This window comes from Hafnia sp. (genome assembly GCF_036648275.1).
Taxonomy (GTDB): Bacteria; Pseudomonadota; Gammaproteobacteria; order Enterobacterales; family Enterobacteriaceae; genus Hafnia; species Hafnia alvei.
Genome location: NZ_JAVXIQ010000003.1, coordinates 68,141 through 91,038, shown reverse-complemented (window position 1 = coordinate 91,038; position 22,898 = coordinate 68,141). Strand labels below are relative to the sequence as shown.

Here is a 22,898-nt window from a genome sequence, read left to right as displayed (position 1 = left end):
TCCTTAACGCTTTGCCTGCCAGATTCTCTTCTGGTAATCGCGGATTGACCGGTCTGAGCTGAACATACCGACGCGTGCGGTATTTAAAATCGTGGCGCGTGTCCATTGCTCTTGATCGCGATATAACACGTCCACTTCTTTTTGCGCGCGGCAGTAGTCAGCAAAATCGGCCAAGACCAAGTACGGGTCACCGCCGTCTAACAGGCTATGCAGCATTTGATCGAACGCTTGCTTATCGCCGTTGCTGTAATGGCCTTTGGCCAACTCATCCAGAATCAATTTCAGTTGCTTATCTTTACGATAAATCGCCTTAGGCTGGTAGCCTTTGGCCAGCGTGGCTTTCACCTGCTCTACGGTTTGGCCGAAGATAAAGATGTTTTCCTCACCCACTTCCTGCGCAATTTCGACGTTTGCACCGTCCAGCGTTCCCACGGTTAATGCACCGTTGAGGGCAAGTTTCATGTTACCGGTGCCTGAGGCCTCTTTACCCGCTGTAGAGATCTGCTCGGAGATATCAGCCGCAGGGATCATGAGTTCAGCGACGGAAACACGATAGTCAGGAATGAATGCGACCTGAAGACGTCCTTTCATCAGCGGATCGTTATTGATCTTCTCCGCGACTTTGTTGATCGCGTAGATAATATTTTTAGCCAAATAGTAGCCAGGAGCGGCTTTTGCGCCGAACAGGAAAACGCGTGGTACGCGGTCAGCCTGCGGGTTGTCGCGTAGTTCGTGGTAGAGCGCCAGAATGTGCAAGAGATTCAGGTGCTGGCGTTTGTATTCGTGCAGGCGTTTGATTTGCACATCAAAGATTGCATCGACGTTAAGCTCCAGACCCATCACGTTTTTAACGTATTTGGCTAATGCGATTTTGTTGTCACGCTTTATGGCCTGATATTTTTGGCGGAACTTCGCATCGTCGGCATAGGATTCGAGACCTTTCAGCACGTCTAAATCGTTCGCCCACTCTTTTTTCAGCGTCTTGTCGATAAGGCTAGCCAGCGCAGGATTACACTGTTTTAGCCAGCGACGCGGCGTGATGCCGTTGGTGACGTTGTGGAATTTGTTGGGCCAGAGCTGGTGGTATTCAGGGAACAGATCTTTGACCACTAAATCAGAATGCAACTGGGCAACGCCGTTGACCGCAAAACCGCCCACCACGCATAGGTTTGCCATGCGCACTTGTTTATCATAGTGAACGGCCAATTTGGCCCATATCGCTTCATCGTTAGGCCATTGCTTTTGAACCTGTTTTTTGAAGCGGGCGTTGATCTGTTTGATGATATCAAAGTGGCGTGGCAGCAGGCTGCGTACCAAGCGTTCGTCCCAGCATTCAAGCGCTTCGGGCATTAACGTATGGTTGGTATAGGCAAAGGTGTTGCTGGTGATAGCCCACGCCTCATCCCATGACATTTGATGTTCGTCCAGCAGCACGCGCAGCAGCTCAGGGATCGCAATCGTTGGATGCGTGTCATTGAGCTGAATCACCTCATATTTCGGTAAGTCGGCCAGCTTGCGGCCTGCCAGATGGTGTTTGTGCAGAATGTCAGCCACGGAGCAGGCACAGTGGAAATATTGCTGCATCAGGCGTAAGCGTTTACCGGCCTGATGGTTGTCATTGGGGTAAAGCACTTTGGTGAGTTTGGCAGCTTCAATACCGTCACTTTCTGCTTTGAGGAACTCGCCATCATTGAACTTAGTTAAATCAAATGGATGCGCATGAGTGGCCTGCCACAGGCGTAGCGGTTGGCTTACGCCGTTGTGATAGCCCAGAATCGGTAAATCCCATGCTTCGCCGCGCAGCGTGAGCGCTGGCTGCCATCTCACCGAACCGTCTGGCTGTTTGACCAGCTTACCGCCAAAGTTAACGTCTACGTTCAGGGCGCTGTTATGGCGGAACCATGGGTAGCTTTCGCGCTCCCAGTTGTCTGGAGCCTCCATCTGGTGACCTTCGCTGAAGGATTGACGGAAGAGACCATATTGATAGCACAGGCCATAGCCTGTTGCTGGTTGCTCAACGGTTGCCATAGAGTCCAAGAAGCAGGCCGCTAAACGACCTAAGCCGCCGTTGCCCAACGCCGGGTCGGTTTCTTGCTCTAACAAATCGCTGAGCAGAACGTCATGCGCTGCGAGAGCTTTTTCTACGGCGTCATACCAGCCCAGATTAATCAAATTGTTTGCGGTTAAGCGCCCAATCAGAAACTCCATGGATAGGTAGTTAACATGGCGCAGCTCGCTTTTTGCCACGGCCTTTGGCTGCGGTAATGCAGACAGCTGCTCGGCAATTGCCGCACTCACAGCCTGCCACCATTGATGCTCCGTCATCTGGCTCGATGCGGTTAGTCCGAAGTGCTGCCATTGGCGGGTAAGCGCCGCCAAGAATACGTCCTTATCAAATGGTATGTGCGACATATCAGTCTCTCTCAAAGCATAAAGTTCAGGAATTGACGTTATCCTGCCGACCCACCGGTTTTATAACATCCTCCCGAAGGGGGATGAGGCGGGGAGGAGGGGCGGGGCGTAGTCAAAACTGTGATCCAAACCCGTTATCTTTCGCGTCACAGGCGTGAAAATTCAGCTCTGATTACCAAGATGTAGCCCATAAAATCGACAAAGGCTGTGCAATAAACTCGCAACTAAAGGATTAAGAATAGGAGCAAAAATGTTCCTATGTCGAGGGAAGCCGTGCTGAAATGCGGCTTTGCGCCAGCAAGAGAAAAAGATGAAGCGCTAACCTAAACAGAGAATCAATGAAACCGTATTCAGTCATTTTCTCGGCAAAGATGTAAGAAGATGTGAGAAGTGTGATCGACTGCAATTTCCTGCTACCTAGTCGTCATGCTCTGTTGCATTAATTGGTGTGATATCCCAAGTTAAACAGGACTAATTAATTACGAAGCGCGAAATAATTAAGCAATATTTAAAACTTATATATTGCTGTGGTTTGCTTTGGGCTTTCTTTGTGGGAATTTACCATGCTCATTCCGTCGAAATTAAGTCGCCCTGTGCGGCTGCAAAATACGGTGGTACGCGAACGGTTATTAACCAAGCTTGCGTCAGCCGGTAACTACCGTCTGGTGCTGGTTAATGGGCCGGCGGGGTATGGTAAAACCACGCTATTAGCGCAGTGGGCAGAGGAAAATGCGCATTTAGGTTGGTTTTCTTTGGATGAAAGCGACAACCAACCCGAGCGCTTTGCCAGCTATCTGATTGCGGCATTGCAGCAAGCCACCGGCGGACATTGCAGCAAAAGTGAAGCCATGAGCCAAAAGCATCAGTACGCCACGCTGTCGGCGCTGTTTGCTCAGCTTTTTATTGAGCTTTCTGACTGGTCGGCACCGCTATGTTTGGTTATTGATGATTATCATCTGATCACTAATGCGCAAATCCATGAAGCGATGCGCTTTTTCCTGCGCCATCAGCCAGATAATCTCACCGTTATTTTATTGTCACGCACGCTTCCCCCGCTGGGCATCGCTAATTTACGCGTGCGCGAGCAGCTTTTGGAAGTGGGCACTAAGCAGCTGGCCTTTACCCATCAAGAAGCGTCACAGTTTTTCAATCATCGTTTGAAATCGCCGATGGCAGACACTGAAAGCCATCAGCTGTGCGATGAGGTTGAAGGTTGGCCGACTGCGCTACAGCTGATTGCGCTTTCCGTGCGCCAATCAACAACCACGGCGCAAGAGTCGGCGCGACGTTTAGCGAAGATCAACGCTAGCCATCTTTCTGATTATTTGGTGGATGAAGTGCTCGATCGCGTTGATGCTACGACGCGTAACTTTTTGCTGCGCTGCTCAGTGCTGCGTTCGATGAATGATGTGCTGTTGACTCGCTTAACCGGTGAAGATAACGGTCAGCAACAGTTGGAAGAGCTTGAGCGGCAGGGGTTGTTTATTCATCGAATGGACGCCGATGGCGAATGGTTTTGTTTCCATCCATTATTTGCCAATTTTTTACGTCAGCGTTGCCAATGGGAACTGGCGGCAGATTTGCCCGATCTTCATCGTCGAGCGGCGCAGGGTTGGCTCGATCAGGGATTTCCCGCCGAGGCAATCCATCATGCATTAGCGGCAGGCGACGTAGAGATGCTGCGCGATGTATTACTCCAGCATGCGTGGGAGCTGTTCCATCAAAGCGAACTTTCCTTGCTGGAGGAGTGCTTAAAAGCCCTGCCGTATGAAAAACTGATTCAAAACCCTCGCTTAGCGCTGCTACAAGCGTGGCTGGCACAGAGCCAGCATCGTTACAGTGAGGTGAATACTCTGCTGGAGCGCGCTGAGCATGAAATGCATGTGCAGAAAATTGAAATAGATGGCGTGATGTTAGCCGAGTTTGATGCGTTGCGGGCACAGGTGGCGATCAACGATGGTCGCCCTGACGATGCCGAACGGCTGGCCGTGGAAGCGTTAAAACATTTGCCGATCAGCAGCTATTACAGCCGAATTGTTACCAGCTCAGTGATAGGTGAAGTCCACCACTGCAAAGGCGATTTAGCCCGTGCGCTTCCGATGATGCAACAAACGGAGCAGGTTGCGCGCCGCCATCAGGCCTACCATTACGCGCTGTGGGCGATGCTGCAACAAAGCGAAATCCTCATTGCGCAGGGCTTTTTGCAAGCGGCCTATGAGACTCAAGACAAAGCTTTTGAGCTGATTCATGAGCAGCATTTAGAACAATTGCCGATGCATGAATTCCTGCTGCGTATTCGTTCGCAGGTTTTGTGGTCGTGGATGCGTTTAGACGAAGCCGAAGAAGCCGCCCGCAAAGGTCTGGAAGTGCTGGCGAACTATGAACCGCAGCAGCAGCTGCAATGCTTGGCAATGTTAGCCAAGTGCTCTTTGGCGCGTGGCGATCTGGACAACGCGAACCAATATTTGCGGCGCTGTGAGAATTTATTGCAGGCTGGCCATTACCATCGAGACTGGCAAACCAATACCGATAAGCCGCGGGTGATTGCGTGGCAGATGACCGGCGACCGCGCTGCCGCTACGCAGTGGCTGATGCAGGCGGAAAAACCATCACGGGCCGATAACCATTTTCTACAAGGGCAGTGGCGCAACATTGCGCGAGTACAAATTCTGCTGGGACGCTATGAAGAAGCCGAAGTGGTGCTCGATGAGCTAAACGAAGAGGCAAGGCGTTTGCGCTTGGTGAGCGATCTCAATCGTAACCTGCTGCTGTGCAATTTGCTGTATTGGAGCACCGATCGCAAAAGCGAAGCGCTGCGCGTATTGATTGAAGCGCTAAGTTTGGCTAATCGTACCGGTTTTGTCAGTCATTTCGTGGTTGAGGGCGAAGTAATGGCACAGCAGCTGCGTCAGCTATTGCAGCTCAATACGCTGCCAGAGCTGGATCAGCACCGCGCTCAGCGCATTCTGCGTGATATCAACCAGCATCATCGGCATAAGTTTGCGCATTTTGATGAGGGCTTTGTTGAACGACTGCTCAATCACCCACAGGTGCCGGAGCTGATTCGTACCAGCCCGTTAACCCAGCGAGAATGGCAGGTTCTGGGGCTGATTTATTCTGGCTATAGCAATGAACAAATCGCCGGTGAGCTTGACGTTGCCGCAACAACCATTAAAACCCATATTCGTAATTTGTATCAAAAGCTCGGCGTCGCGCATCGCCAAGAGGCCGTGCAACAGGCGCAAAATATTATGAAAATGATGGGGTATGGCGTGTAGTTAACGCCATCTAACCTTCCCCTGTGGCAGGGAAGGTTAGCGAGGGCTACAGGAGAACGTGCTAGATTTACCGACTCATGGCTGTGATAGGTACTTCTGCATCTGGCTCATGAGTAATTCGGTTACGCAGATCGCGGCGAATCAGCTCAATCGACCAAAACCAAAAGAGATGCCCCAAAATCTCAGAGACATATTCATCAACGGGGAGTTGAGACAGCGGCGGAGTGAGGCCCAGCAATGGGAAACTAATACCGTGAACCGCAATCGTTGAAATAATCCCCGCCATCAGCCCTTGCCACATTTTCACCTTTGGAAAACGTTCTGCCACGATGCAGTAGCCGATGGCAAATACCAATGAGAAGATAATGTGAGTCACCATCACCGGATTAATAATATGTTCAGAGAACGTATACACCGTGGTGGTTGGATCGATGCCAAGATAATCACGTAAGAACAGATAGGGCGGATTAAACTCAGCGCGGCCATCGGTAATGGTTCGCGGCGGTAGGGGAACTTCAGCCCCCCATTTCACAAACGCCGACATAATCCCCGCGGCGAAGCCGACTAACGCCGCTACGCCATAGCGACGGCGTGCCGGATTAGTTTGTACAAATAACGCGTTAATTGTCATGGTAGCCTTCCTTAGATATCAAAGAATTACTTCTGCCCGTAATAAGCATTCGGCCCATGTTTGCGGCTGAAATGCTTATCCATCAGATACCCGTCAATGTGGCGTAACCGTGGGTTAATACCACAGGCAATCCACGCCATTTTTGCCACCTCTTCCATTACGACGGCGTTATGTACCGCATCAGCGGCATCTTTGCCCCATGAGAACGGCCCATGCTGATACACCACGATCCCAGGCGTATGCAGTGGATTGGTATCACCCAACGTTTCCACAATCACTTTGCCGGTGTTGAGCTCATATTCTCCAGCGACTTCAGCGGCGGTTAGGGCGCGAGTGCAGGGAATATCACCAAAGAAATAGTCTGCATGGGTAGTGCCAAGCGCGGGAATGGGTAACCCTGCCTGCGCCCATGCGGTAGCGTGAGTGGAATGGGTGTGCACAATGCCGCCGAGGTGTGGATAGCGGCGGTAGAGTTCAAGGTGCGTCGGCGTATCGGAGGAGGGACGATAGCGGCCTTCGATGATATTGCCCTGAAGGTCTACCACCACCATGTCTTCAGCCTGCATGGTTTCATACGGCACGCCGCTCGGCTTGATAACTACCCAACCGCGCTCGCGATCGATAGCGCTGACGTTGCCCCATGTGAACGTGACCAGACCGTAATGCGGGAGGGCCATATTAGCGTCAAAAACCTGCTGTTTGAGCTGCTGCATTAGATTGTCTCCTCCACATTCAGTCCTGCGTTGGTCATACGCTGTTTCACCCAGTCGCGTGCGGCCTTAACTTCTTTAACCGGATCGGCAGCCGTTTCGCTCCACATTTCAATTAGATAAGGGCCACAGTAGCCGGTTTCTTTGAGGGTGGTAAAACAGCCCTCAAAATCAACGACCCCGGTACCAAACGGCACGTTTTTGAATACGCCCGGCTGAGTATCTTTGACATGAACCGCCACAATGTGGCCACTTCCTGCCTGTAACTCCATTTGCACATCGTTATCCCACGCAGAGAGATTGCCGATGTCTGGATAGAGCTGGAACCAAGGATTATTCAGATAATGGGCATAGCCCATGGCTTTGCTGATTGAATTCATTAGCGGGTAGTCCATGATTTCCATGGCCAACGTGACCTGAGCACGGCTAGCCATCTCGACCGACTGTTTCAATCCTTCGCGGAAGCGCTCGCGGGTCGCGTTGTTGGCTTCTTGATAGTAAACGTCGTAGCCCGCGAGCTGGATCACCCGAATGCCGACGTCTTGTGCCAAGCGAATAGCCTTGCGCATGATTTCTAGGCCTTGAGCACGAACGCTATCGTCTTCAGAACCCAAAGGAAAACGGCGATGCGCGCTTAGGCACATCGAGGGGACGCGCACGCCGGTTTGGGCAATGGCATTCACCAGTGCCAAACGTTGTTCACGACTCCAGTCAAGCCGTGCCAGACGTGCATCGCTTTCATCGACTGACATCTCGACAAAATCGAAACCGAGTTCGGCTGCCAACTGCAATCGAGGCAGCCAGTCTTCTCCCGCAGGGAGCGCTTTTTCGTAAATTCCGAGAGGAACGGCTTTCTGGAGCATGATATTTACCTTAGCCCCACAGCTGGGCGATAGAACGTTTGAATTGGCGAGCCGCTTCAACTGGGCTTGCGGCATCACGAATGCTACGGCCAGCGATAAATACGTGAATTGGGATACCTTTAAACAGCGGCAAATCTTCTAACGCCAATCCGCCAGTGACGGTAACCTTAAAGCCCATATCGGCGAGGCGGCGGATAGCGGAGATATCAGCTTCGCTCCATGCAACGCCAGCGGCCTGCGCATCACGGCTGCGGTGATAAACCACCTGCTGAATGCCCGCGGTACGCCACTCAGCGGCTTGTTCCCACGTCCAAAAGCCGGTCAGCTCAATTTGCACGTCGCCGTTAAACTCTTTTGCTGTGTCGAGGGCACCCTTGGCGGTGTTGATATCGGCGCAGCAAATAACGGTGACCCAATCTGCATTGGCTTCAAAGCACATGCGTGAAAGGATTTTTCCTGCGTCGGCGATTTTGGCATCAGCCAGTACGATTTTGTGTGGATAGAGCGCTTTCAGGTCGCGAACGGCGCGCACGCCTTCGCCAACGCAAAGGATTGTGCCGACTTCAATAATATCGACCTCTTCCGCAATCAGACGGGTGGTTTTATACGCGTCGTCTAGGGTTTGGTTATCTAAAGCAACTTGCAGCATAGGTAATGAATGAGACATTTTTGTACTCCAAAAGCCAGTTTTTGGCATGATCATCCCCAGCCTCCCGTTGTAAGGGAGGAGCAAATTGGTACATTGCATTCCCTCCCCAATGCAGGGGAGGGCTAGGGCGAAAAGTAAGTGTTAGGCCTGTGCGGCGTTGGTCTGATCGATCAGATCTAAAACATCCTGTTCGGTGCGACATGCACGTAGACGATCAAAGTTTGCTTCGTCTTCGAACAGGTTAACGATTTGCATGATCCCCACCTCTTGGTGAGTATTGGCATCAACGGCAGCCATAGTGATCAGGATATCGACGGGATCGTTATCTTCATGATTAAACGAAAGCGGCGTTTTTAGCGTGACTAGCGAGAACCCTGTTTTCTTCACGCCTTCTTCCGGCCTGCCATGCGGCATTGCTAAACCGGGGCAAAGAACAAAATAAGGCCCGAAGCGCTCAACCCCATCCAAAATGGCTTGATAGTAACGCGGCTCGACGACGTCGGCCTGAACCAACAGATCGACGCCGATTTTTACCGCTTCCTGCCAAGTGTTTGCTTCGGCCTGCAAACGAATGGAGTGGTTTTGTGCCAGTGAATCGCGCAGTTTCATATCCGCTCCTATTACTTAATATCTTTAGGGAAGTGCGCTTTAATCACATCCATCAGCTTGGGACCGAAGTCGGCGGCAGAAAGCATGTTGCGCACGCCAACCACGTATTTATTGCCCGTAACCGTAATTTCATCGGCGACATGGGTCGATGCAATGATGATGTCAGCACCGCTGAGTTCAGATTTATATTCGCCAACGGCGCAGCTGTTAACGCTGTGGTCGATATTTTGCTGGGTCAGAAACTGGTCAACTTTCATTTTCATAATCATGGAACTGCCTTGCCCACAACCGCATACCGCGAGGATTCGTACTGTCATGATTTTTGCTCCAGTTAATTAATTTGTAGAAGATTCGTTGAGTGCTATTTTTTCGGCGTCTTCCTCGGCTCGCAGAGTACGGCCAGCGAAGAACATATAAAGCAGTGCAATAACGATAATGACGCCCATAAACCACAGACCAAGGGTGAATCCTTGCATAATCGGTGGTGCCAGAATTGACCAGTCAGCCATTCCCATCCATGCACTGAGTCCAGTGAGTTTTATCGCCCATACGCAGCCAAATATTTCAATCATGCCCATCAGCAGGCAGATTTTCAGCGCTGCTCGCCAGCCACCATAGTGGTTAGCAAATACGCCGATGGTTGCGTTTGAGAAGAACATCGGGATGAATCCCGGAATGATCATGATTGAAGAACCGATTCCAACCAAAACACCCACGGCGATGAGTTGTCCGATGGTGCCCCACATGAATCCCCAAACTACAGCGTTAGGTGCGAAGCTGTAGATGGCCGCACAGTCGATTGCCAGTACAGCGCCGGGAATTAGGCGCTGAGAAATCCCGTTGAAGGCTTCAGAGAGTTCGGCCACGAACATACGCACGCCTTGGATGATGATGAAAATGGCGACGGCAAATTGGAAGCCAGTTTGTAGGATATAAATCGTCCAGTGAGTTTTTCCTGCCATTTTTTGTACGGTATCAATTCCAAAGGAGCACAGGATTGCGCCGAAGAAAATGGTCATGACGATGGCGGTAGACACAATATTGTCGTGGAAGATGTTGAGCCAGCCGGGAAGTTTTAACTCTTCAACGCTTTCTTCTTTTTTTCCCAGATAAGGTGCGATTTTACAGGCTATCCATGCGGCAAACTGCTGCTGGTGACCGATTGAAAACCCGCAGCCCTCGGTAACATCCTGCGTGGGTTTAAACATCATATTGGAGGTTATACCCCAATAGAGAGACACCAGAATTGCGGTGCAGATGATGGTTGTCCACATCGGGTAGCCGAAGATATAGAAAAATACGGCAATTAAACCCGCCTGCTGAAACATGATGTGGCCAGTGAGCATAATGGTGCGGATGCCGGTCACACGGCGGAAAAGCACGTAGAGAATGTTAAGCGCTAGAGCGAGAAGCACGGCGTAGCCGACCCAGCTATATGCATCCCCCATGCGTTCGACGGTTGCCATCATTGCTGCATAAGTATCTGAGATGGCGCCGTTGATGCCATAGACTTCGGATAATTTGGCAACAACAGGTTTAAATGTGCCTGTCAGGATCCCCGAACCGGCTTGTAGCAGCATGAAACCGATGATGGTTTTAATGGTGCCTTTGATAATGACCGTTGCACTCTTGCGTAACAGCAAATATCCCAAACATGTCACGATACCCAGTAGTAGTGGGGCGTTGGTCATGACCTGATTAAAAAATATGGTGAAGATGTTGTAGAGGGTTTCCATAAAGCACTCCGCTCGGCTTTTGGCTTTCATTCCTGCCGTGTTTTTCTTTCTTGTGTCACAGACAGGTTCTGTTTTGTACAAAATCACTCTAGCAATCACAAAGAATCACTTAAAGATTTAATTTGATTATTTGTGATTTGTATCTCAACTTGAATTGTGTGGATATAAAATAAAAGATGAAAAGTAACGGCATGTTTATTTTTACCATTTAAAACAGTATATTACCTATTCATGAGGCGAATTTTAGCGTTTGTGATTGTTTTTAGTGATGGTTTATATGTGAACTAAATCATAAAAAATTTGCTTTTGCTCAGTCACGTAATCGTGGTAGATTTTTCACAACAAATCATATTTAATCTTTTTGTGATTTATATTGATTAATTAGCGCGAGGGTAACGCTATTTACTTATCGCAGACGTGAATATTATGAGGGGCATACCATGAGTAAGATTGAAAGCATCAGCCGTGAGTCTTGGATCCTGAGCACATTCCCTGAGTGGGGTTCTTGGTTAAACGAAGAAATTGAACAAGAGAACGTTGCTCCAGGGACTTTTGCGATGTGGTGGCTAGGCTGCACGGGTATTTGGCTGAAATCTGAAGGGGGTGCCAATATCTGCGTCGATTTCTGGTGCGGTACTGGGAAACAGAGTCACGGTAACCCGCTGATGAAAGATGGCCATCAGATGCAGCGCATGGCTGGGGTGAAAAAACTACAGCCTAACCTGCGTACTACGCCGTTTGTACTGGATCCTTTTGCAATTCGCCAGATTGATGCGGTGCTTTCTACTCACGATCATAACGACCACATTGACGTTAACGTCGCCGCTGCGGTAATGCAAAACTGCGACAGCAGCGTGCCGTTTATTGGCCCGCAAACCTGTGTGGATTTATGGATTGGCTGGGGCGTACCACGTGAACGCTGTATCGTCATGAAGCCGGGCGATGTGGTGAAAATCAAAGATGTTGAGATCCATGCGCTTGATGCTTTTGACCGCACGGCGTTAATTACGCTGCCAGCGAATGAAAAAGCGGCAGGCGTTTTACCCGATGGTATGGATAAACGAGCTGTAAACTATTTATTTAAAACACCTGGCGGAAACCTGTATCACAGTGGTGACTCACATTATTCTAACTACTATGCCAAACACGGTAATGAGCATAAAATTGATGTGGCGTTAGGATCGTATGGAGAAAATCCGCGAGGTATTACGGATAAAATGACCAGCTCTGATATTCTGCGTATGGCTGAGTCGCTTAAAACTCAGGTGGTTATTCCTTTCCACCATGATATCTGGTCAAACTTCCAAGCCGATCCACAGGAAATTCGTGTGCTGTGGGAGATGAAGAAAGATCGCCTGAAATATGGCTTTAAGCCGTTTATTTGGCAGGTAGGAGGCAAGTTTACCTATCCGTTGGATAAGGATAATTTTGAGTATCATTATCCACGTGGGTTTGACGATTGCTTCACCATTGAGCCGGACTTGCCGTTCAAATCATTCTTATAGTTATCAGTATAATATCGGTATCTCAAGCCGGGCTATATGCTCGGCTTTTGTGTTTTTAAGCGTGTTATTTTTGATCGTTTTCAAATATAATCACCAAATAATCATTTATGCGCTGGAATTAATCATGACTGAATCGCAAAGACACCAGACTTTACTGGAAATGCTGCAACAAACGGGGTTTGTTACCGTTGAGCAGGTGATTGATCGCCTTCAGGTTTCTCCTGCAACGGCGCGTCGTGACATTAATAAGCTCGGCGACAGTGGCAAGCTGAAGAAAGTCCGTAATGGTGCAGAGGCGGTAAGCCAAAATCGTGTGGCTTGGACGCCGATGAACATTCATCAGGCACAGAATCATGAAGAGAAGGTACGCATTGCGCGTGCGGCTTCACAGCTGGTTCAGCCCGGCGAAAGTATCGTGATTAACTGTGGTTCGACGGCTTTCACGCTGGGGCGTGAAATCTGTGGCAAAGATACTCAGGTGATCACCAACTACCTGCCACTGGCTAATTTTTTGATTGAGCAGGAGCACGATAGCGTAGTTATTATGGGCGGCCAATATAACCGTAGTCAGGCGATTACGCTGGCACCACAGGAGGGGGAATCTTCTCTTTATGCGGGACATTGGATGTTTACCAGCGGTAAGGGGCTGACCGCCGAAGGCCTGTATAAAACCGATATGCTCACGGCGATGGCCGAGCAGAAGATGTTGAACTATGTAGGAAAATTGGTGATATTAGCCGATAGCAGCAAAGTAGGCCAGCGTGCTGGTATGTTGTTTAGTCGCGCAGAGCAGATTGATATTGTGATTACTGGCAAAGACGCCGACGAGAAAGTGATTGAGCAATTGAAAGCGCAGGGCGTTGAGGTGATTTTGGTTTAAGTCGTATCCTATTTTAAAAGCCCTGCTTCTTAGCAATAAGAGCAGGGCTTTACTATTAGCAGTGGCTAATATTAGTAGTAAGAGTGCTCGCCACGCTCATGTTCAGTGAGGTCACGCACGCCCTTGAGTTCAGGGAATTTCTGCAGCAGCTCTTTTTCGATGCCTTCTTTCAGCGTGTAATCGACCATAGAACAACCGTTACAACCGCCACCGAATTGCAGAATCGCAATACCTTCTTCGGTAATTTCCATCAGCGTCACTTTGCCGCCGTGGCCAGCCAGTTGTGGGTTGATCTGTGATTGCAGAACGTATTCAACGCGTTCGATCAACGGTGCATCGTCATCTACTTTGCGCATTTTGGCATTTGGCGCTTTCAGCGTTAGCTGAGAGCCCAATTGGTCGGTCACAAAATCGATTTCCGCGTCTTCCAGATACGGTGCACTCACGTCGTCAACATAGGCCGATAATTTCTCAAAATCGAGCTTGGTATCGTTCGCTTCTACCGCATCCGGCGGGCAATAAGACACGCCGCATTCAGCCGTTGGGGTGCCTGGATTGATAACGAAAACACGGATTTGGGTGCCTGCTTCTTGGTTTGCCAGCAGCTTGGCAAAGTGCTCTTGGGCAGCTTCGGTAATACGGATCATGGCATTTGCTCAATAGTTGACTTATCTGGTTGGTTATAATACGCCGATTGCAAAGTGCTCACAAGGTTCTACAAAGGCATACAACTTGTATGGATTTAGCGCCTTGGGCGAGGAGAAGGCGGCTAACTTCTCCAATCGTGCTACCGGTAGTGAGTACGTCATCGACCACTAAAACATGTTTACCGCTCAGATTCTGTTGGCAACTGAATGCGTTGCGTAAATTACGTCGCCGCTGGATTGCATTTAGGCTCTGCTGTGGCTTCGTTTTCCGCGTACGTTTAATGATATCGGGGAAATAGTTGCACCGTAGCCATCGGGCTAAAGGACGAGCTAAGCGGTCGCTTTGGTTGAATCCTCGTCGCCATTGGCGTTGATGATGCAAAGGGATCACGGTGATAAGATCGGGCTTTGGCAGGTGCCGAGTACGGCGTGCGTACAGATAACTCAACAGCATCAGGCGCGAGAGTGCCGATGCGATTTGCCATTTGCCCTGATATTTTAGACGATGCACTAACTGACTGAGCGGTGGCTGATAATCACTAACAAATATAAGTTGCTGCCAGTAGGGTGCCTTTTGTATGCAGCGGCCACAGGCACGCGTGGTGTGCTCGCTAGGAAGGCCACAGCAGGGACAAACTCGAGTTTTTAGCAGACAGGCCGCAGAACAAAAGCTACAGATCCCTTGTGTAGGAATGACGAGCGGGAGCTGGCAAATCCAGCAATGCGCGCTGAGGTTAAACATATTTCTCCTCCTGAGATGATACTAAACAGACGGACAATACCTGATGAATAAGCTTTATTGGCATACCTGTGGTGAAGGCGATCGCGATCTTGTGTTGTTACACGGATGGGGGTTGAACGCAGAGGTATGGCGTTGCATTTTGCCGCGATTGAGTACGCAGTTTCGCGTGCATCTCGTCGACTTACCGGGCTATGGGCGCAGCCAAGGTTTTGGTGCTTTAACGCTGGAGCAAATGAGCGATATCGTAGTGCAGCAGGCACCTGACAATGCGGTTTGGCTCGGTTGGTCAATGGGCGGCTTGGTGGCCAGTGATATTGCACTGCGTTACCCAGAACGTGTTGCCGCGTTGGTGACGGTATCGTCTTCGCCATGTTTCACCGCTCAAGGCGAGTGGCCGGGTATAAAAAGTGAAGTGTTAAGCGGATTTCAGCGCCAACTGAGTGAAGATTTTAAACGTACCGTAGAACGCTTTTTAGCCTTACAAACCTTCGGTACTGAGAGCGCTCGACAGGATGCGCGAATTTTAAAAGACGTCGTCCTGACTCAGCCGATGCCTTCCGTGGAAGTATTAAACGGTGGACTAGATATCCTGCGCTCCGTGGATTTACGTGAGCAAATTGCTGGTTTGAAAATGCCGTTGCTGCGTATTTACGGTTATTTGGATGGATTGGTGCCGCGTAAGGTTGCTGCGCTGCTCGATGAATCTTGCCCCAATAGTGAGTCTGTTGTTATTCAGAAATCGGCGCATGCGCCGTTTGTGTCACATCCGGGGGAGTTTTGTGGGGTAGTGGAAGAGTTTATTAAGGTCATTATTTAGGTTTCGGTGAAAATTTCGGGTGCCTTTATTAGAGCGGTGAAGGTTTTCGTCCGCCCATTAGCAAATATGACCTATGAAACCGCTGGCGTAGGCGTCCGACGAGAGGTTGCCAGCGCGCAACCTCTCGACTCTCGCGCTTTTTACCGAGCCGTTTGTCCGACCGGTCTCGGAGCGCACGTCCTGTGCGCCCTCAACCTGCCACCAGCATCCCTGCTGGCGGCTCTAAAATGTGTTCTTTCAACATAAAAAAGACAAAAGTTATTTTTGTCTTCTTATCTTTTAAATTGTTTAAGTCTTGGTAGATAGAGCAGTAGAAACAGGATGTTTCTACGAGGGGAGGAGGCGCCAAGGATGGCGCATGCCGACCCGGCGCGGAGATGGCATTGCGGATAAAAGAGCGCGGGTTAAGGGTGGGCGCTCTGGCCCACCCTTATCGGACGCCTTCGACTTAGTTTGTATGTGAATACCGTTACTGATAGGCGACCGAAATCTTACCTCGTGAGATCATAGATATTTGGTGATGCACTAGAGTTACAAAAGGCTATACAAGCCTCAGTAATCAATGAACACTCTTCGCCTGATACACCACCGTCTCACAGTTCTTACTGGTTTCAGGACAGCCTTTGCAGCTGCCGCTGACACAACCGTTGTCGATATCATCGACCTTTTCCACACAACCCATTTGCTCTAAGCGTTGTAGCATCGCCAGCACCATGGCTGGCGATCCATTGACTTCGCGGCAGAGCTGGTTGAGTTCGATACGGCCATGTAAGGCTACCGTATCGCGTACTTTTAACAGGCTTGCCATAGTTCGTCCTCTTCGCTCAATGACGCGTAGCTGCCACTAGTGGCAGCTGCCTTTGCCGGTATCGCAGCAGCATTCGCTGGCCGGATCATTGACTAAGCGTACGGTTACACGGTCGCGTGAGCGGCGTAGTGCAACTAACACCAGCGCATTGAATATCACCACCGCCGCAATCGTGATTGAGCTGTACTGCGGATGAGAGGCGAAATTAGCCACCTGATAGAACACGGCTGCCAGTGAGTAGGCGACGTTGAGTCCCCACAGAATGGAGAAGGTCATCCAGCCACGGCTGCTTTCACGCGCAATCGCACCCATTACCGATACGCAAGGCACATACAGCAGCACGAAGATCAAATAAGCATAGGCGGCGCTGGCGCTGCCGAATTTGCTGCCCATCACGCCCATGGAGCCAGATTCCATTTCGCCGTCGCCTTTGCTGGCTTCAATTGGGTTAGCAAACACGCTCAGGCTGAAGGTGTCTTTCAGGCTCTGCCAAGTTTCACCAACGGCACCTTCAAGCCCACCAATCAAGCTGTATGCGGCTGGATCAAACTCTTCTTCATGGATTTGCTCAGCGGTATACAGGGTATTCAACGTCCCCACGACCACTTCTTTCGCCATTGCGCCGGTGACTAAACCAACGGTGGCCTGCCAGTTGTCGCTATGCACGCCGATCGGTTTCAGCAACGGCGTCATTACTTTACTTACTGAGGCCAGCGCCGAGTCATTGATGCTATCAACGGCTTTACCGCTAAAGGAGAAGCTGTTCAGCGCGCCAATGAAAATACTAACGATGATGATGACTTTACCGGCGCGCATGACGAAGCCTTTCAGGCGCTGCCAAGTTTGCAGTAGCAGGCTTTTCAGGTGTGGCACGTGGTAAACCGGCAGTTCCATTACGAATGGAGAGGCTTCGCCACGCATGATTGTGTGTTTGAGCATCAGTCCGGTCAGAATCGCCATCACAATGCCGAGCATGTATAGCGAGAATACGACCAGTGCGCCGCCCTGGCCAAAGAATGCGGCAGAGAAGACGGCAAAGATGGCCAAGCGTGCGCCGCAGGACATGAACGGTGCCATCAATACGGTAATTAAGCGTTCACGAGGCGCATCCAGAGTACGTGCACCCATAACGGAAGGCACGTTGCAGCCAAAGCCAACGATTAACGGAACGAATGATTTACCCGGCAAGCCTAATGCCTGCATCATGCGGTCGACCACGAAGGCGGCACGCGCCATGTAACCGGAATCCTCAAGGAAGGAGAGGAACAGGTACATCATGCCGATTTGTGGCACGAGCGGCAGCACGGTGTTGATACCGCCACCAATCCCTTGTGCAAGGAAAATGGTTAGCCATTCTGGGAAGTGTAGGGTGTAGCCAACCCATTGCAAACCCTGAATAAAGATGGTTGATGAGCCCACATCAAACAGCGGCTGAAGTGCGCCACCGATATTAATCGCCAGAACGAACATCACATACATCACTAGCAGAAAAATAGGTATTCCCAGCCAGCGGTTAAGAATGATGCGGTCCAGTTTTTCCGTCAGAATATTCGGCAGTGCGGTGGCCGTGTTGCTCACAGAATCACAGATGTCGGTAATGCTTTTATAGCGTGAGTCAGCAATGATCAGCGCCGGATCTTCGTTGAGGGTGCGTTTTAGCGTTTCCTGAACTTCTGGCAGGATTTTTAACGCATTGCTGGCGCGGGTAGAACTGTAGATATCCCCTTCGAGCAGTTGCAGCGCTAACCAACGACGTTGCTGAACGGCAAGCGTATCCGGCATGGCCTGAGACAGACGATCGACCTGACCCAACAGCAGCGGCGGGTATTCAACCAATGCCTCAACGGCGCAGGTTGGGGGTAAATCAATGGCTTTTTTCAGCTCGGCAATACCGTTGGCACGCGTCGATACTAAAGGAATAACAGGGCAACCAAGACGTTTGGACAGCGCCTCGATATCAATATCAATTTTCTGGCTGCGAGCGATATCCAGCATGTTCAGTGCGATGATGCACGGAATACCCAGCTCAAGCAGTTGCAAAGTCAGATAGAGGTTGCGCTCTAGGTTAGATGCATCAACCACGTTGATAATTAAATCAGCGTCGCCGCTCAGGATGTAGTGGCAAGCGATTTGCTCGTCCAGCGACGTTTGCTCAGAAATCGTGGTCAGGGAGTAAGTCCCTGGTAGATCTACCAGTTTGACCTGATTTTCTAGGGTAGAAAAATGGCCTTCCTTGCGCTCCACGGTGACGCCCGCCCAGTTACCTACGCGCTGGCGAGCGCCCGTAAGCTGGTTGAATAACGTGGTTTTTCCCGAGTTGGGGTTACCGATTAACCCGATGGTGAGCTGTTTCATAATCCAACATTGTATAAGAAGAGTTTGTAGTCGACGACAAGACCACAGGCCGTACTGTCGCCATCCCTAAAAATGGCTGCTGGTAAAAGGTCAGCAGCAAAGCGAGCCGTTTGTTTATGCGCCGTTGGCGGTGATCCGTGAGGCGATGACGTTAGCTTGGCTGGCGTCTGCCTGAGCGATTGGCTCAATTATCAATAGCTCCAGATCTTTCTTGCGCAGCACAAGGCTGACGCGACGAGATTTCACCTCAATGGGATCGCCTAGCGGTGCAATACGCACCACGCTAAATGGAGAACCAGGCAAAAAACCCAGAGAAAGTAATTTCTGACGATAGGCAGGGCTAATTAAAGGCGAGAAGCCAATGATTTTATATTGGTGGCCCGGAAGAAGCTGATGCATAAAAAACCTTCTTACATTCGGTAATTTGCTACGAGGAAACACTCGGGTCTGAAGCTTATAGGTCAGACAGGAGAACCGGATTATCTTTATCCTTGGCGATAGCGCCGTGCATTCTAGATAGGTGATGCAAATTGGCAACGGAGAATGCGTAAAATAATAATATTGAGAATTATTATTGTAATCACAGAACAAAAACCGCCGAGTTCATACTGAAGTGTGTTTCCAGCTCTCTCGGCGTTTCAACTATGATTCGGTCCTTATTATGCCGTTTTAGCACTATTTTTCAGCTATCGCAAATGAGAATCATTGGTTAAAACGGTTAAGAATTTGTTCTTATTTTCATGATTTATGCGTTTGAATTAAGGCGATATCCAGAGCATATATTCAATATATTTGATGGAATCAATAGCAAATGTAGGGGTAAGCGGCGGTTTGAGAATTAATAACGGCGGTTTGACTGCGTGGCGGGAATATTTGTGCGTTAATAAAACTGAGTTTCGAAATATTAACGGTGTTAAAAATTACGCTTCAAAAATAAATCCATTAACTATTTATTTTCAATGCAGATACATATGCATTTGAACTTTGTGTGTGTAATTGCAATGAATACTCATTTAGATTTGTAAATTGTGATGCATCTCACTTTCCCTCGCGATAATGGCGAGGGAAAGGAGATTGGCTTATTGCGCGGTTAGCGCTTCATTTTGCCAAAGGCGGCGGCTAGTGCGTCGCCCATTACGCTGTTATTACCGCTGTCTGGTTTTTTGTCATTTCTCGCTTGGCGAGCATTATTGTTCGCAGGACGTTGGCGATCTGGCGTGCGTTCTGGGTTGCTGCGACGAGAGCCGCTTTCGCCCGGTTGCTCGTCCAAACGCATCGTCAATGCAATACGTTTACGCTGCAGATCGACTTCCATCACTTTGACCTTAACAATGTCGCCAGCTTTTACGACTTTATGCGGGTCATCGACAAATTTATCCGCCAGTGAAGAAATATGCACCAAACCATCTTGGTGAACGCCGATATCAACAAAGGCACCAAAGTTGGTGACGTTAGTGACAGAGCCTTCCAGAATCATCCCCAGCTGCAGGTCGTTCATGGTTTCAACGCCGTCGGCAAAGGTCGCGGTTTTGAACTCAGGGCGTGGGTCGCGTCCTGGTTTTTCCAGTTCCTTGATGATATCGGTGACCGTTGGCACACCAAAACGCTCGTCGGTAAACTCGCTAGCTTTCAGGCCGCGCAGCTCAGTTGGGTTGCCCATCAATTCTTGTAGGCTCTGGCGTGTGGCTGCCAAAATACGTTCAACGATAGGATAGGCTTCCGGGTGAACGGTTGATGCATCCAGCGGATTGTCACCGTGGTTAATACGTAGGAAGCCAGCACACTGCTCGAATGCTTTAGGGCCTAAACGGCTGACTTTCAACAGCTGTTCACGGTTGCTGAAACGGCCATTTTCGTCACGCCATCCGACGATATTTTGCGCCATCAAACGAGTGAGCCCTGCAACGCGAGCCAACAGTGGAACCGATGCGGTGTTGAGATCGACGCCAACGGCGTTCACGCAGTCTTCTACAACGGCATCAAGTTTTCGTGCCAGTTGGGTTTGGCTAACGTCGTGCTGATACTGACCGACCCCGATTGATTTCGGATCGATTTTCACCAGCTCAGCCAGTGGATCTTGCAGACGGCGGGCGATAGATACCGCTCCGCGGATTGACACATCCAAGTCTGGGAATTCTTGCGCCGCGAGCTCAGACGCTGAATAAACGGATGCGCCCGCTTCGCTGACGATAACTTTTTGGCCTTTAACTTCAGGGAACTGGCGCTGAACATCTAAATAGAAACGCTCAGTTTCGCGAGATGCGGTACCGTTACCAATCGCCACCAGTTCCACGTTGTGTTTGATACACAGCGCTGCCACTGAGGCAGCGGCTTTTGCGGCCTGTCCGGTGTGTGGATAAATGGTGTCTGTTGCGACGAGTTTACCCGTGCCATCAACCACGGCCACTTTAACGCCGGTACGTAAACCAGGATCGAGGCCCATAGTTGCTCGCATACCTGCCGGAGCAGCCATAAGCAGATCGTGCATGTTGCGTGCAAAAACGTTAATCGCTTCATCTTCAGCGCGTTCGCGCAAGGTGCCCATCAGCTCAGTTTCAAGGTGCAGCAACACTTTGATGCGCCAAGTCCAGTTCACCACCGCTTTGCGCCATGCATCAGCCGGTGCATTGTTTAGGCGTAAACCTAAATGATCGATAATGATTTGTTCGCAATAGCTTTCGCGCGGGGCTTGTTCAAACTGAGGATCGGCATTCAGGGAGAGTTGTAATACTCCCTCGTTGCGGCCGCGGAACATCGCCAGTGCGCGATGGGAAGGCACATTAGCAATCGGCTCGTGATGGTCGAAGTAGTCACGGAATTTCGCACCTTCGTCCTCTTTGCCTTCGACCACTTTGGAAACCAGATGAGCATTTTTCCAGAGATAGTTACGCACTTTAGCCAGCAGTGCGGCATCCTCAGAGAAACGCTCCATCAGAATATAGCGAGCGCCATCGAGCGCGGCTTTGGTGTCGGCAACGCCTTTATCGGCATCAACATAGTTGGCGGCCAGCGTTTCAGGATCTTGCTGCGGGTCTTGCCACAGCGAATCGGCCAGCGGCTCAAGACCTGCTTCAATCGCGATTTGCCCACGGGTGCGGCGCTTAGGCTTGTAGGGAAGATATAAATCTTCCAGCTCGGTTTTGCTCATGGTGCCGTTGATGGCACCGGCAAGCTGCTCGGTCAGTTTGCCCTGATCGTCGATAGATTTCAGAATGGTGGCTCGACGTTCTTCCAACTCGCGCAGATACCCCAAACGGGTTTCTAACTGGCGTAGCTGGGTATCATCTAAACCGCCGGTAACTTCTTTACGGTAGCGAGCAATAAAGGGGACGGTGTTCCCTTCGTCCAAGAGGCGAATGGCTGAATCAACCTGCTCTGGTCGCGCTTGCAGTTCACTCGCAATAATGCGGCTCAATGAATCATTCATAGAATCAGTATGTCCGTAAGTTTAAAAATTATGGGCAAGTATATACTTTTTGATGCATAAACATGCCAGCTCAAGGGGCCGCGAAGCGCTCGGATAATGCCGAATTATGCTTTCGGATATTCAATCTCATTGATGTACCACACTGCGTCACCTAACGGCGTGGTCACGGTAACCGCATCGCCAACCTCTTTTTTTAGCAACGCGCGCGCCATCGGTGAGTCGATAGAGATATAGTCTTTTTGGCCGAAAATTTCATCGTAGCCCACGATGCGAAAACGCTTAATGACGCCTTCATCATTTTCGACTTCTACCCATGCGCCGAAGAAGACCTTTCCATCCTGCTGCGGTGAATAATCAACGATACGCAGTTGCTCAAGGCATTTGGTGAGATAGCGGACTCGACGGTCGATTTCGCGTAGGCGCTTTTTGTTATATTGATAGTCTGCGTTTTCGCTGCGGTCACCGAGGCTGGCTGCCCATGTCACTTTCTTTGTCACTTCAGGACGCTCTTCGCGCCACAAATAATCTAGCTCCTGCTTGAGCTTTTCGTAGCCGCCGCGTGTAATCAGTTGCGTTTTCATTCTTTGCTGCCCTGTAAAACACATGAAAAAGAAGTCGAGGTATTCATTTCTGCCTGCATGAGGCGGGGATGGAACGTTATATCACGAATCGTAAGATTACAATTCGCGGCGAGAAGCTTCATCTTGCGATGCTAATTTGATCGCATTTTGCGATAACTTTTGTGATAAAAAGTGTAATAACTGCCCGTAAGCATAAGATAAATAACCTTTGTAACAATTTAGGCTAGAATATAAACCATTATCTGCTG

The 22,898-nt window shown here is 50.0% G+C and carries 19 protein-coding genes; 4 read left to right on the top strand and 15 right to left on the bottom strand.

Features of this window, described 5'->3' with window-relative positions; genetic code table 11:
* Window positions 1-3: 3 nt before the first annotated feature.
* Entirely contained in the window at window positions 4-2,412 is a 2,409-nt protein-coding gene (gene malP, locus RSC70_RS04560) for a maltodextrin phosphorylase (protein WP_282814781.1), read from the bottom strand.
* Between the two features lie 563 nt (window positions 2,413-2,975).
* On the opposite strand from malP, the gene malT reads away from it, so the two are divergent.
* Entirely contained in the window at window positions 2,976-5,690 is a 2,715-nt protein-coding gene (malT, locus tag RSC70_RS04555) for an HTH-type transcriptional regulator MalT (RefSeq protein WP_332541834.1), read from the top strand.
* A gap of 67 nt (window positions 5,691-5,757) precedes the next feature.
* Here the strand turns inward: malT and RSC70_RS04550 are convergent, their stop codons facing one another.
* The 7 genes from RSC70_RS04550 to ulaA all read right to left on the bottom strand — a co-directional run bounded on the left by RSC70_RS04550 (window position 5,758) and on the right by ulaA (window position 10,888).
* On the bottom strand, window positions 5,758-6,321 hold the full coding sequence (locus RSC70_RS04550; protein WP_332541833.1) for a YagU family protein: 564 nt from the start codon (window positions 6,319-6,321) through the stop codon (window positions 5,758-5,760).
* Window positions 6,322-6,347: 26 nt separating this feature from the next.
* Entirely contained in the window at window positions 6,348-7,034 is a 687-nt protein-coding gene (locus RSC70_RS04545; RefSeq protein WP_332541832.1) for an L-ribulose-5-phosphate 4-epimerase, read from the bottom strand.
* Window positions 7,034-7,894, bottom strand: a complete 861-nt coding sequence (locus tag RSC70_RS04540; RefSeq protein ID WP_332541830.1) for an L-ribulose-5-phosphate 3-epimerase — start codon at window positions 7,892-7,894, stop codon at window positions 7,034-7,036. The genes RSC70_RS04545 and RSC70_RS04540 overlap by 1 nt, the downstream gene beginning before the upstream one ends.
* A gap of 10 nt (window positions 7,895-7,904) precedes the next feature.
* Window positions 7,905-8,561, bottom strand: coding sequence for a 3-keto-L-gulonate-6-phosphate decarboxylase UlaD (locus RSC70_RS04535; RefSeq protein ID WP_096388616.1), 657 nt, complete (start codon window positions 8,559-8,561; stop codon window positions 7,905-7,907).
* 123 nt (window positions 8,562-8,684) lie between these two features.
* On the bottom strand, window positions 8,685-9,152 hold the full coding sequence (gene ulaC / locus RSC70_RS04530; protein ID WP_025799335.1) for a PTS ascorbate transporter subunit IIA: 468 nt from the start codon (window positions 9,150-9,152) through the stop codon (window positions 8,685-8,687).
* 11 nt (window positions 9,153-9,163) lie between these two features.
* Window positions 9,164-9,469: a PTS ascorbate transporter subunit IIB gene (gene ulaB, locus RSC70_RS04525; RefSeq protein WP_040047020.1), complete on the bottom strand. Its 306-nt coding sequence runs from the start codon at window positions 9,467-9,469 to the stop codon at window positions 9,164-9,166.
* 18 nt (window positions 9,470-9,487) lie between these two features.
* Window positions 9,488-10,888 carry a PTS ascorbate transporter subunit IIC gene (gene ulaA / locus RSC70_RS04520; RefSeq protein ID WP_063586241.1) on the bottom strand — a complete coding sequence of 467 codons (1,401 nt, stop codon included), beginning with the start codon at window positions 10,886-10,888 and terminating at the stop codon, window positions 9,488-9,490.
* A gap of 440 nt (window positions 10,889-11,328) precedes the next feature.
* Here ulaA and ulaG point away from each other — a divergent pair, with 440 nt between their 5' ends.
* Window positions 11,329-12,393: an L-ascorbate 6-phosphate lactonase gene (gene ulaG, locus RSC70_RS04515; RefSeq protein WP_040047018.1), complete on the top strand. Its 1,065-nt coding sequence runs from the start codon at window positions 11,329-11,331 to the stop codon at window positions 12,391-12,393.
* Window positions 12,394-12,517: 124 nt separating this feature from the next.
* Complete coding sequence (gene ulaR / locus RSC70_RS04510) at window positions 12,518-13,273, top strand: HTH-type transcriptional regulator UlaR (protein WP_234618685.1); 756 nt, start codon at window positions 12,518-12,520, stop codon at window positions 13,271-13,273.
* Between the two features lie 71 nt (window positions 13,274-13,344).
* Here the strand turns inward: ulaR and nfuA are convergent, their stop codons facing one another.
* Entirely contained in the window at window positions 13,345-13,920 is a 576-nt protein-coding gene (gene nfuA, locus RSC70_RS04505) for a Fe-S biogenesis protein NfuA (RefSeq protein ID WP_025799326.1), read from the bottom strand.
* A 58-nt stretch (window positions 13,921-13,978) separates the two neighbouring features.
* Window positions 13,979-14,662, bottom strand: coding sequence for a DNA utilization protein GntX (gene gntX, locus RSC70_RS04500; RefSeq protein WP_234618684.1), 684 nt, complete (start codon window positions 14,660-14,662; stop codon window positions 13,979-13,981).
* A 43-nt stretch (window positions 14,663-14,705) separates the two neighbouring features.
* On the opposite strand from gntX, the gene bioH reads away from it, so the two are divergent.
* Window positions 14,706-15,479 carry a pimeloyl-ACP methyl ester esterase BioH gene (gene bioH / locus RSC70_RS04495; protein WP_332541829.1) on the top strand — a complete coding sequence of 258 codons (774 nt, stop codon included), beginning with the start codon at window positions 14,706-14,708 and terminating at the stop codon, window positions 15,477-15,479.
* Between the two features lie 559 nt (window positions 15,480-16,038).
* Here bioH and RSC70_RS04490 read toward each other — a convergent pair.
* From RSC70_RS04490 to greB, 5 genes are all read right to left on the bottom strand, one after another.
* Window positions 16,039-16,287 (bottom strand): FeoC-like transcriptional regulator, encoded by a 249-nt coding sequence (locus RSC70_RS04490; RefSeq protein WP_025799321.1) that lies wholly within the window; start codon window positions 16,285-16,287, stop codon window positions 16,039-16,041.
* A gap of 36 nt (window positions 16,288-16,323) precedes the next feature.
* On the bottom strand, window positions 16,324-18,642 hold the full coding sequence (feoB, locus tag RSC70_RS04485) for a Fe(2+) transporter permease subunit FeoB (RefSeq protein ID WP_063586244.1): 2,319 nt from the start codon (window positions 18,640-18,642) through the stop codon (window positions 16,324-16,326).
* Window positions 18,643-18,756: 114 nt separating this feature from the next.
* Window positions 18,757-19,041, bottom strand: coding sequence for a ferrous iron transporter A (gene feoA, locus RSC70_RS04480; protein ID WP_063586245.1), 285 nt, complete (start codon window positions 19,039-19,041; stop codon window positions 18,757-18,759).
* A gap of 691 nt (window positions 19,042-19,732) precedes the next feature.
* The gene (locus RSC70_RS04475; protein WP_332541828.1) at window positions 19,733-22,069 is read right to left on the bottom strand and encodes a Tex family protein; all 2,337 of its coding nucleotides are present in this window, start codon (window positions 22,067-22,069) and stop codon (window positions 19,733-19,735) included.
* Between the two features lie 104 nt (window positions 22,070-22,173).
* Window positions 22,174-22,650 carry a transcription elongation factor GreB gene (gene greB, locus RSC70_RS04470; protein ID WP_063586247.1) on the bottom strand — a complete coding sequence of 159 codons (477 nt, stop codon included), beginning with the start codon at window positions 22,648-22,650 and terminating at the stop codon, window positions 22,174-22,176.
* Window positions 22,651-22,898 lie beyond the last annotated feature (248 nt).

Excerpts from the sequence above, each read along its gene's own strand:
- malP (WP_282814781.1), bottom strand. The coding sequence starts at position 2,412 with ATGTCGCACATACCATTTGATAAGGACGTATTCTTGGCGGCGCTTACC.
- malT (WP_332541834.1), top strand. The coding sequence starts at position 2,976 with ATGCTCATTCCGTCGAAATTAAGTCGCCCTGTGCGGCTGCAAAATACG.
- RSC70_RS04550 (WP_332541833.1), bottom strand. The coding sequence starts at position 6,321 with ATGACAATTAACGCGTTATTTGTACAAACTAATCCGGCACGCCGTCGC.
- RSC70_RS04545 (WP_332541832.1), bottom strand. The coding sequence starts at position 7,034 with ATGCAGCAGCTCAAACAGCAGGTTTTTGACGCTAATATGGCCCTCCCG.
- RSC70_RS04540 (WP_332541830.1), bottom strand. The coding sequence starts at position 7,894 with ATGCTCCAGAAAGCCGTTCCTCTCGGAATTTACGAAAAAGCGCTCCCT.
- RSC70_RS04535 (WP_096388616.1), bottom strand. The coding sequence starts at position 8,561 with ATGTCTCATTCATTACCTATGCTGCAAGTTGCTTTAGATAACCAAACC.
- ulaC (WP_025799335.1), bottom strand. The coding sequence starts at position 9,152 with ATGAAACTGCGCGATTCACTGGCACAAAACCACTCCATTCGTTTGCAG.
- ulaB (WP_040047020.1), bottom strand. The coding sequence starts at position 9,469 with ATGACAGTACGAATCCTCGCGGTATGCGGTTGTGGGCAAGGCAGTTCC.
- ulaA (WP_063586241.1), bottom strand. The coding sequence starts at position 10,888 with ATGGAAACCCTCTACAACATCTTCACCATATTTTTTAATCAGGTCATG.
- ulaG (WP_040047018.1), top strand. The coding sequence starts at position 11,329 with ATGAGTAAGATTGAAAGCATCAGCCGTGAGTCTTGGATCCTGAGCACA.
- ulaR (WP_234618685.1), top strand. The coding sequence starts at position 12,518 with ATGACTGAATCGCAAAGACACCAGACTTTACTGGAAATGCTGCAACAA.
- nfuA (WP_025799326.1), bottom strand. The coding sequence starts at position 13,920 with ATGATCCGTATTACCGAAGCTGCCCAAGAGCACTTTGCCAAGCTGCTG.
- gntX (WP_234618684.1), bottom strand. The coding sequence starts at position 14,662 with ATGTTTAACCTCAGCGCGCATTGCTGGATTTGCCAGCTCCCGCTCGTC.
- bioH (WP_332541829.1), top strand. The coding sequence starts at position 14,706 with ATGAATAAGCTTTATTGGCATACCTGTGGTGAAGGCGATCGCGATCTT.
- RSC70_RS04490 (WP_025799321.1), bottom strand. The coding sequence starts at position 16,287 with ATGGCAAGCCTGTTAAAAGTACGCGATACGGTAGCCTTACATGGCCGT.
- feoB (WP_063586244.1), bottom strand. The coding sequence starts at position 18,642 with ATGAAACAGCTCACCATCGGGTTAATCGGTAACCCCAACTCGGGAAAA.
- feoA (WP_063586245.1), bottom strand. The coding sequence starts at position 19,041 with ATGCATCAGCTTCTTCCGGGCCACCAATATAAAATCATTGGCTTCTCG.
- RSC70_RS04475 (WP_332541828.1), bottom strand. The coding sequence starts at position 22,069 with ATGAATGATTCATTGAGCCGCATTATTGCGAGTGAACTGCAAGCGCGA.
- greB (WP_063586247.1), bottom strand. The coding sequence starts at position 22,650 with ATGAAAACGCAACTGATTACACGCGGCGGCTACGAAAAGCTCAAGCAG.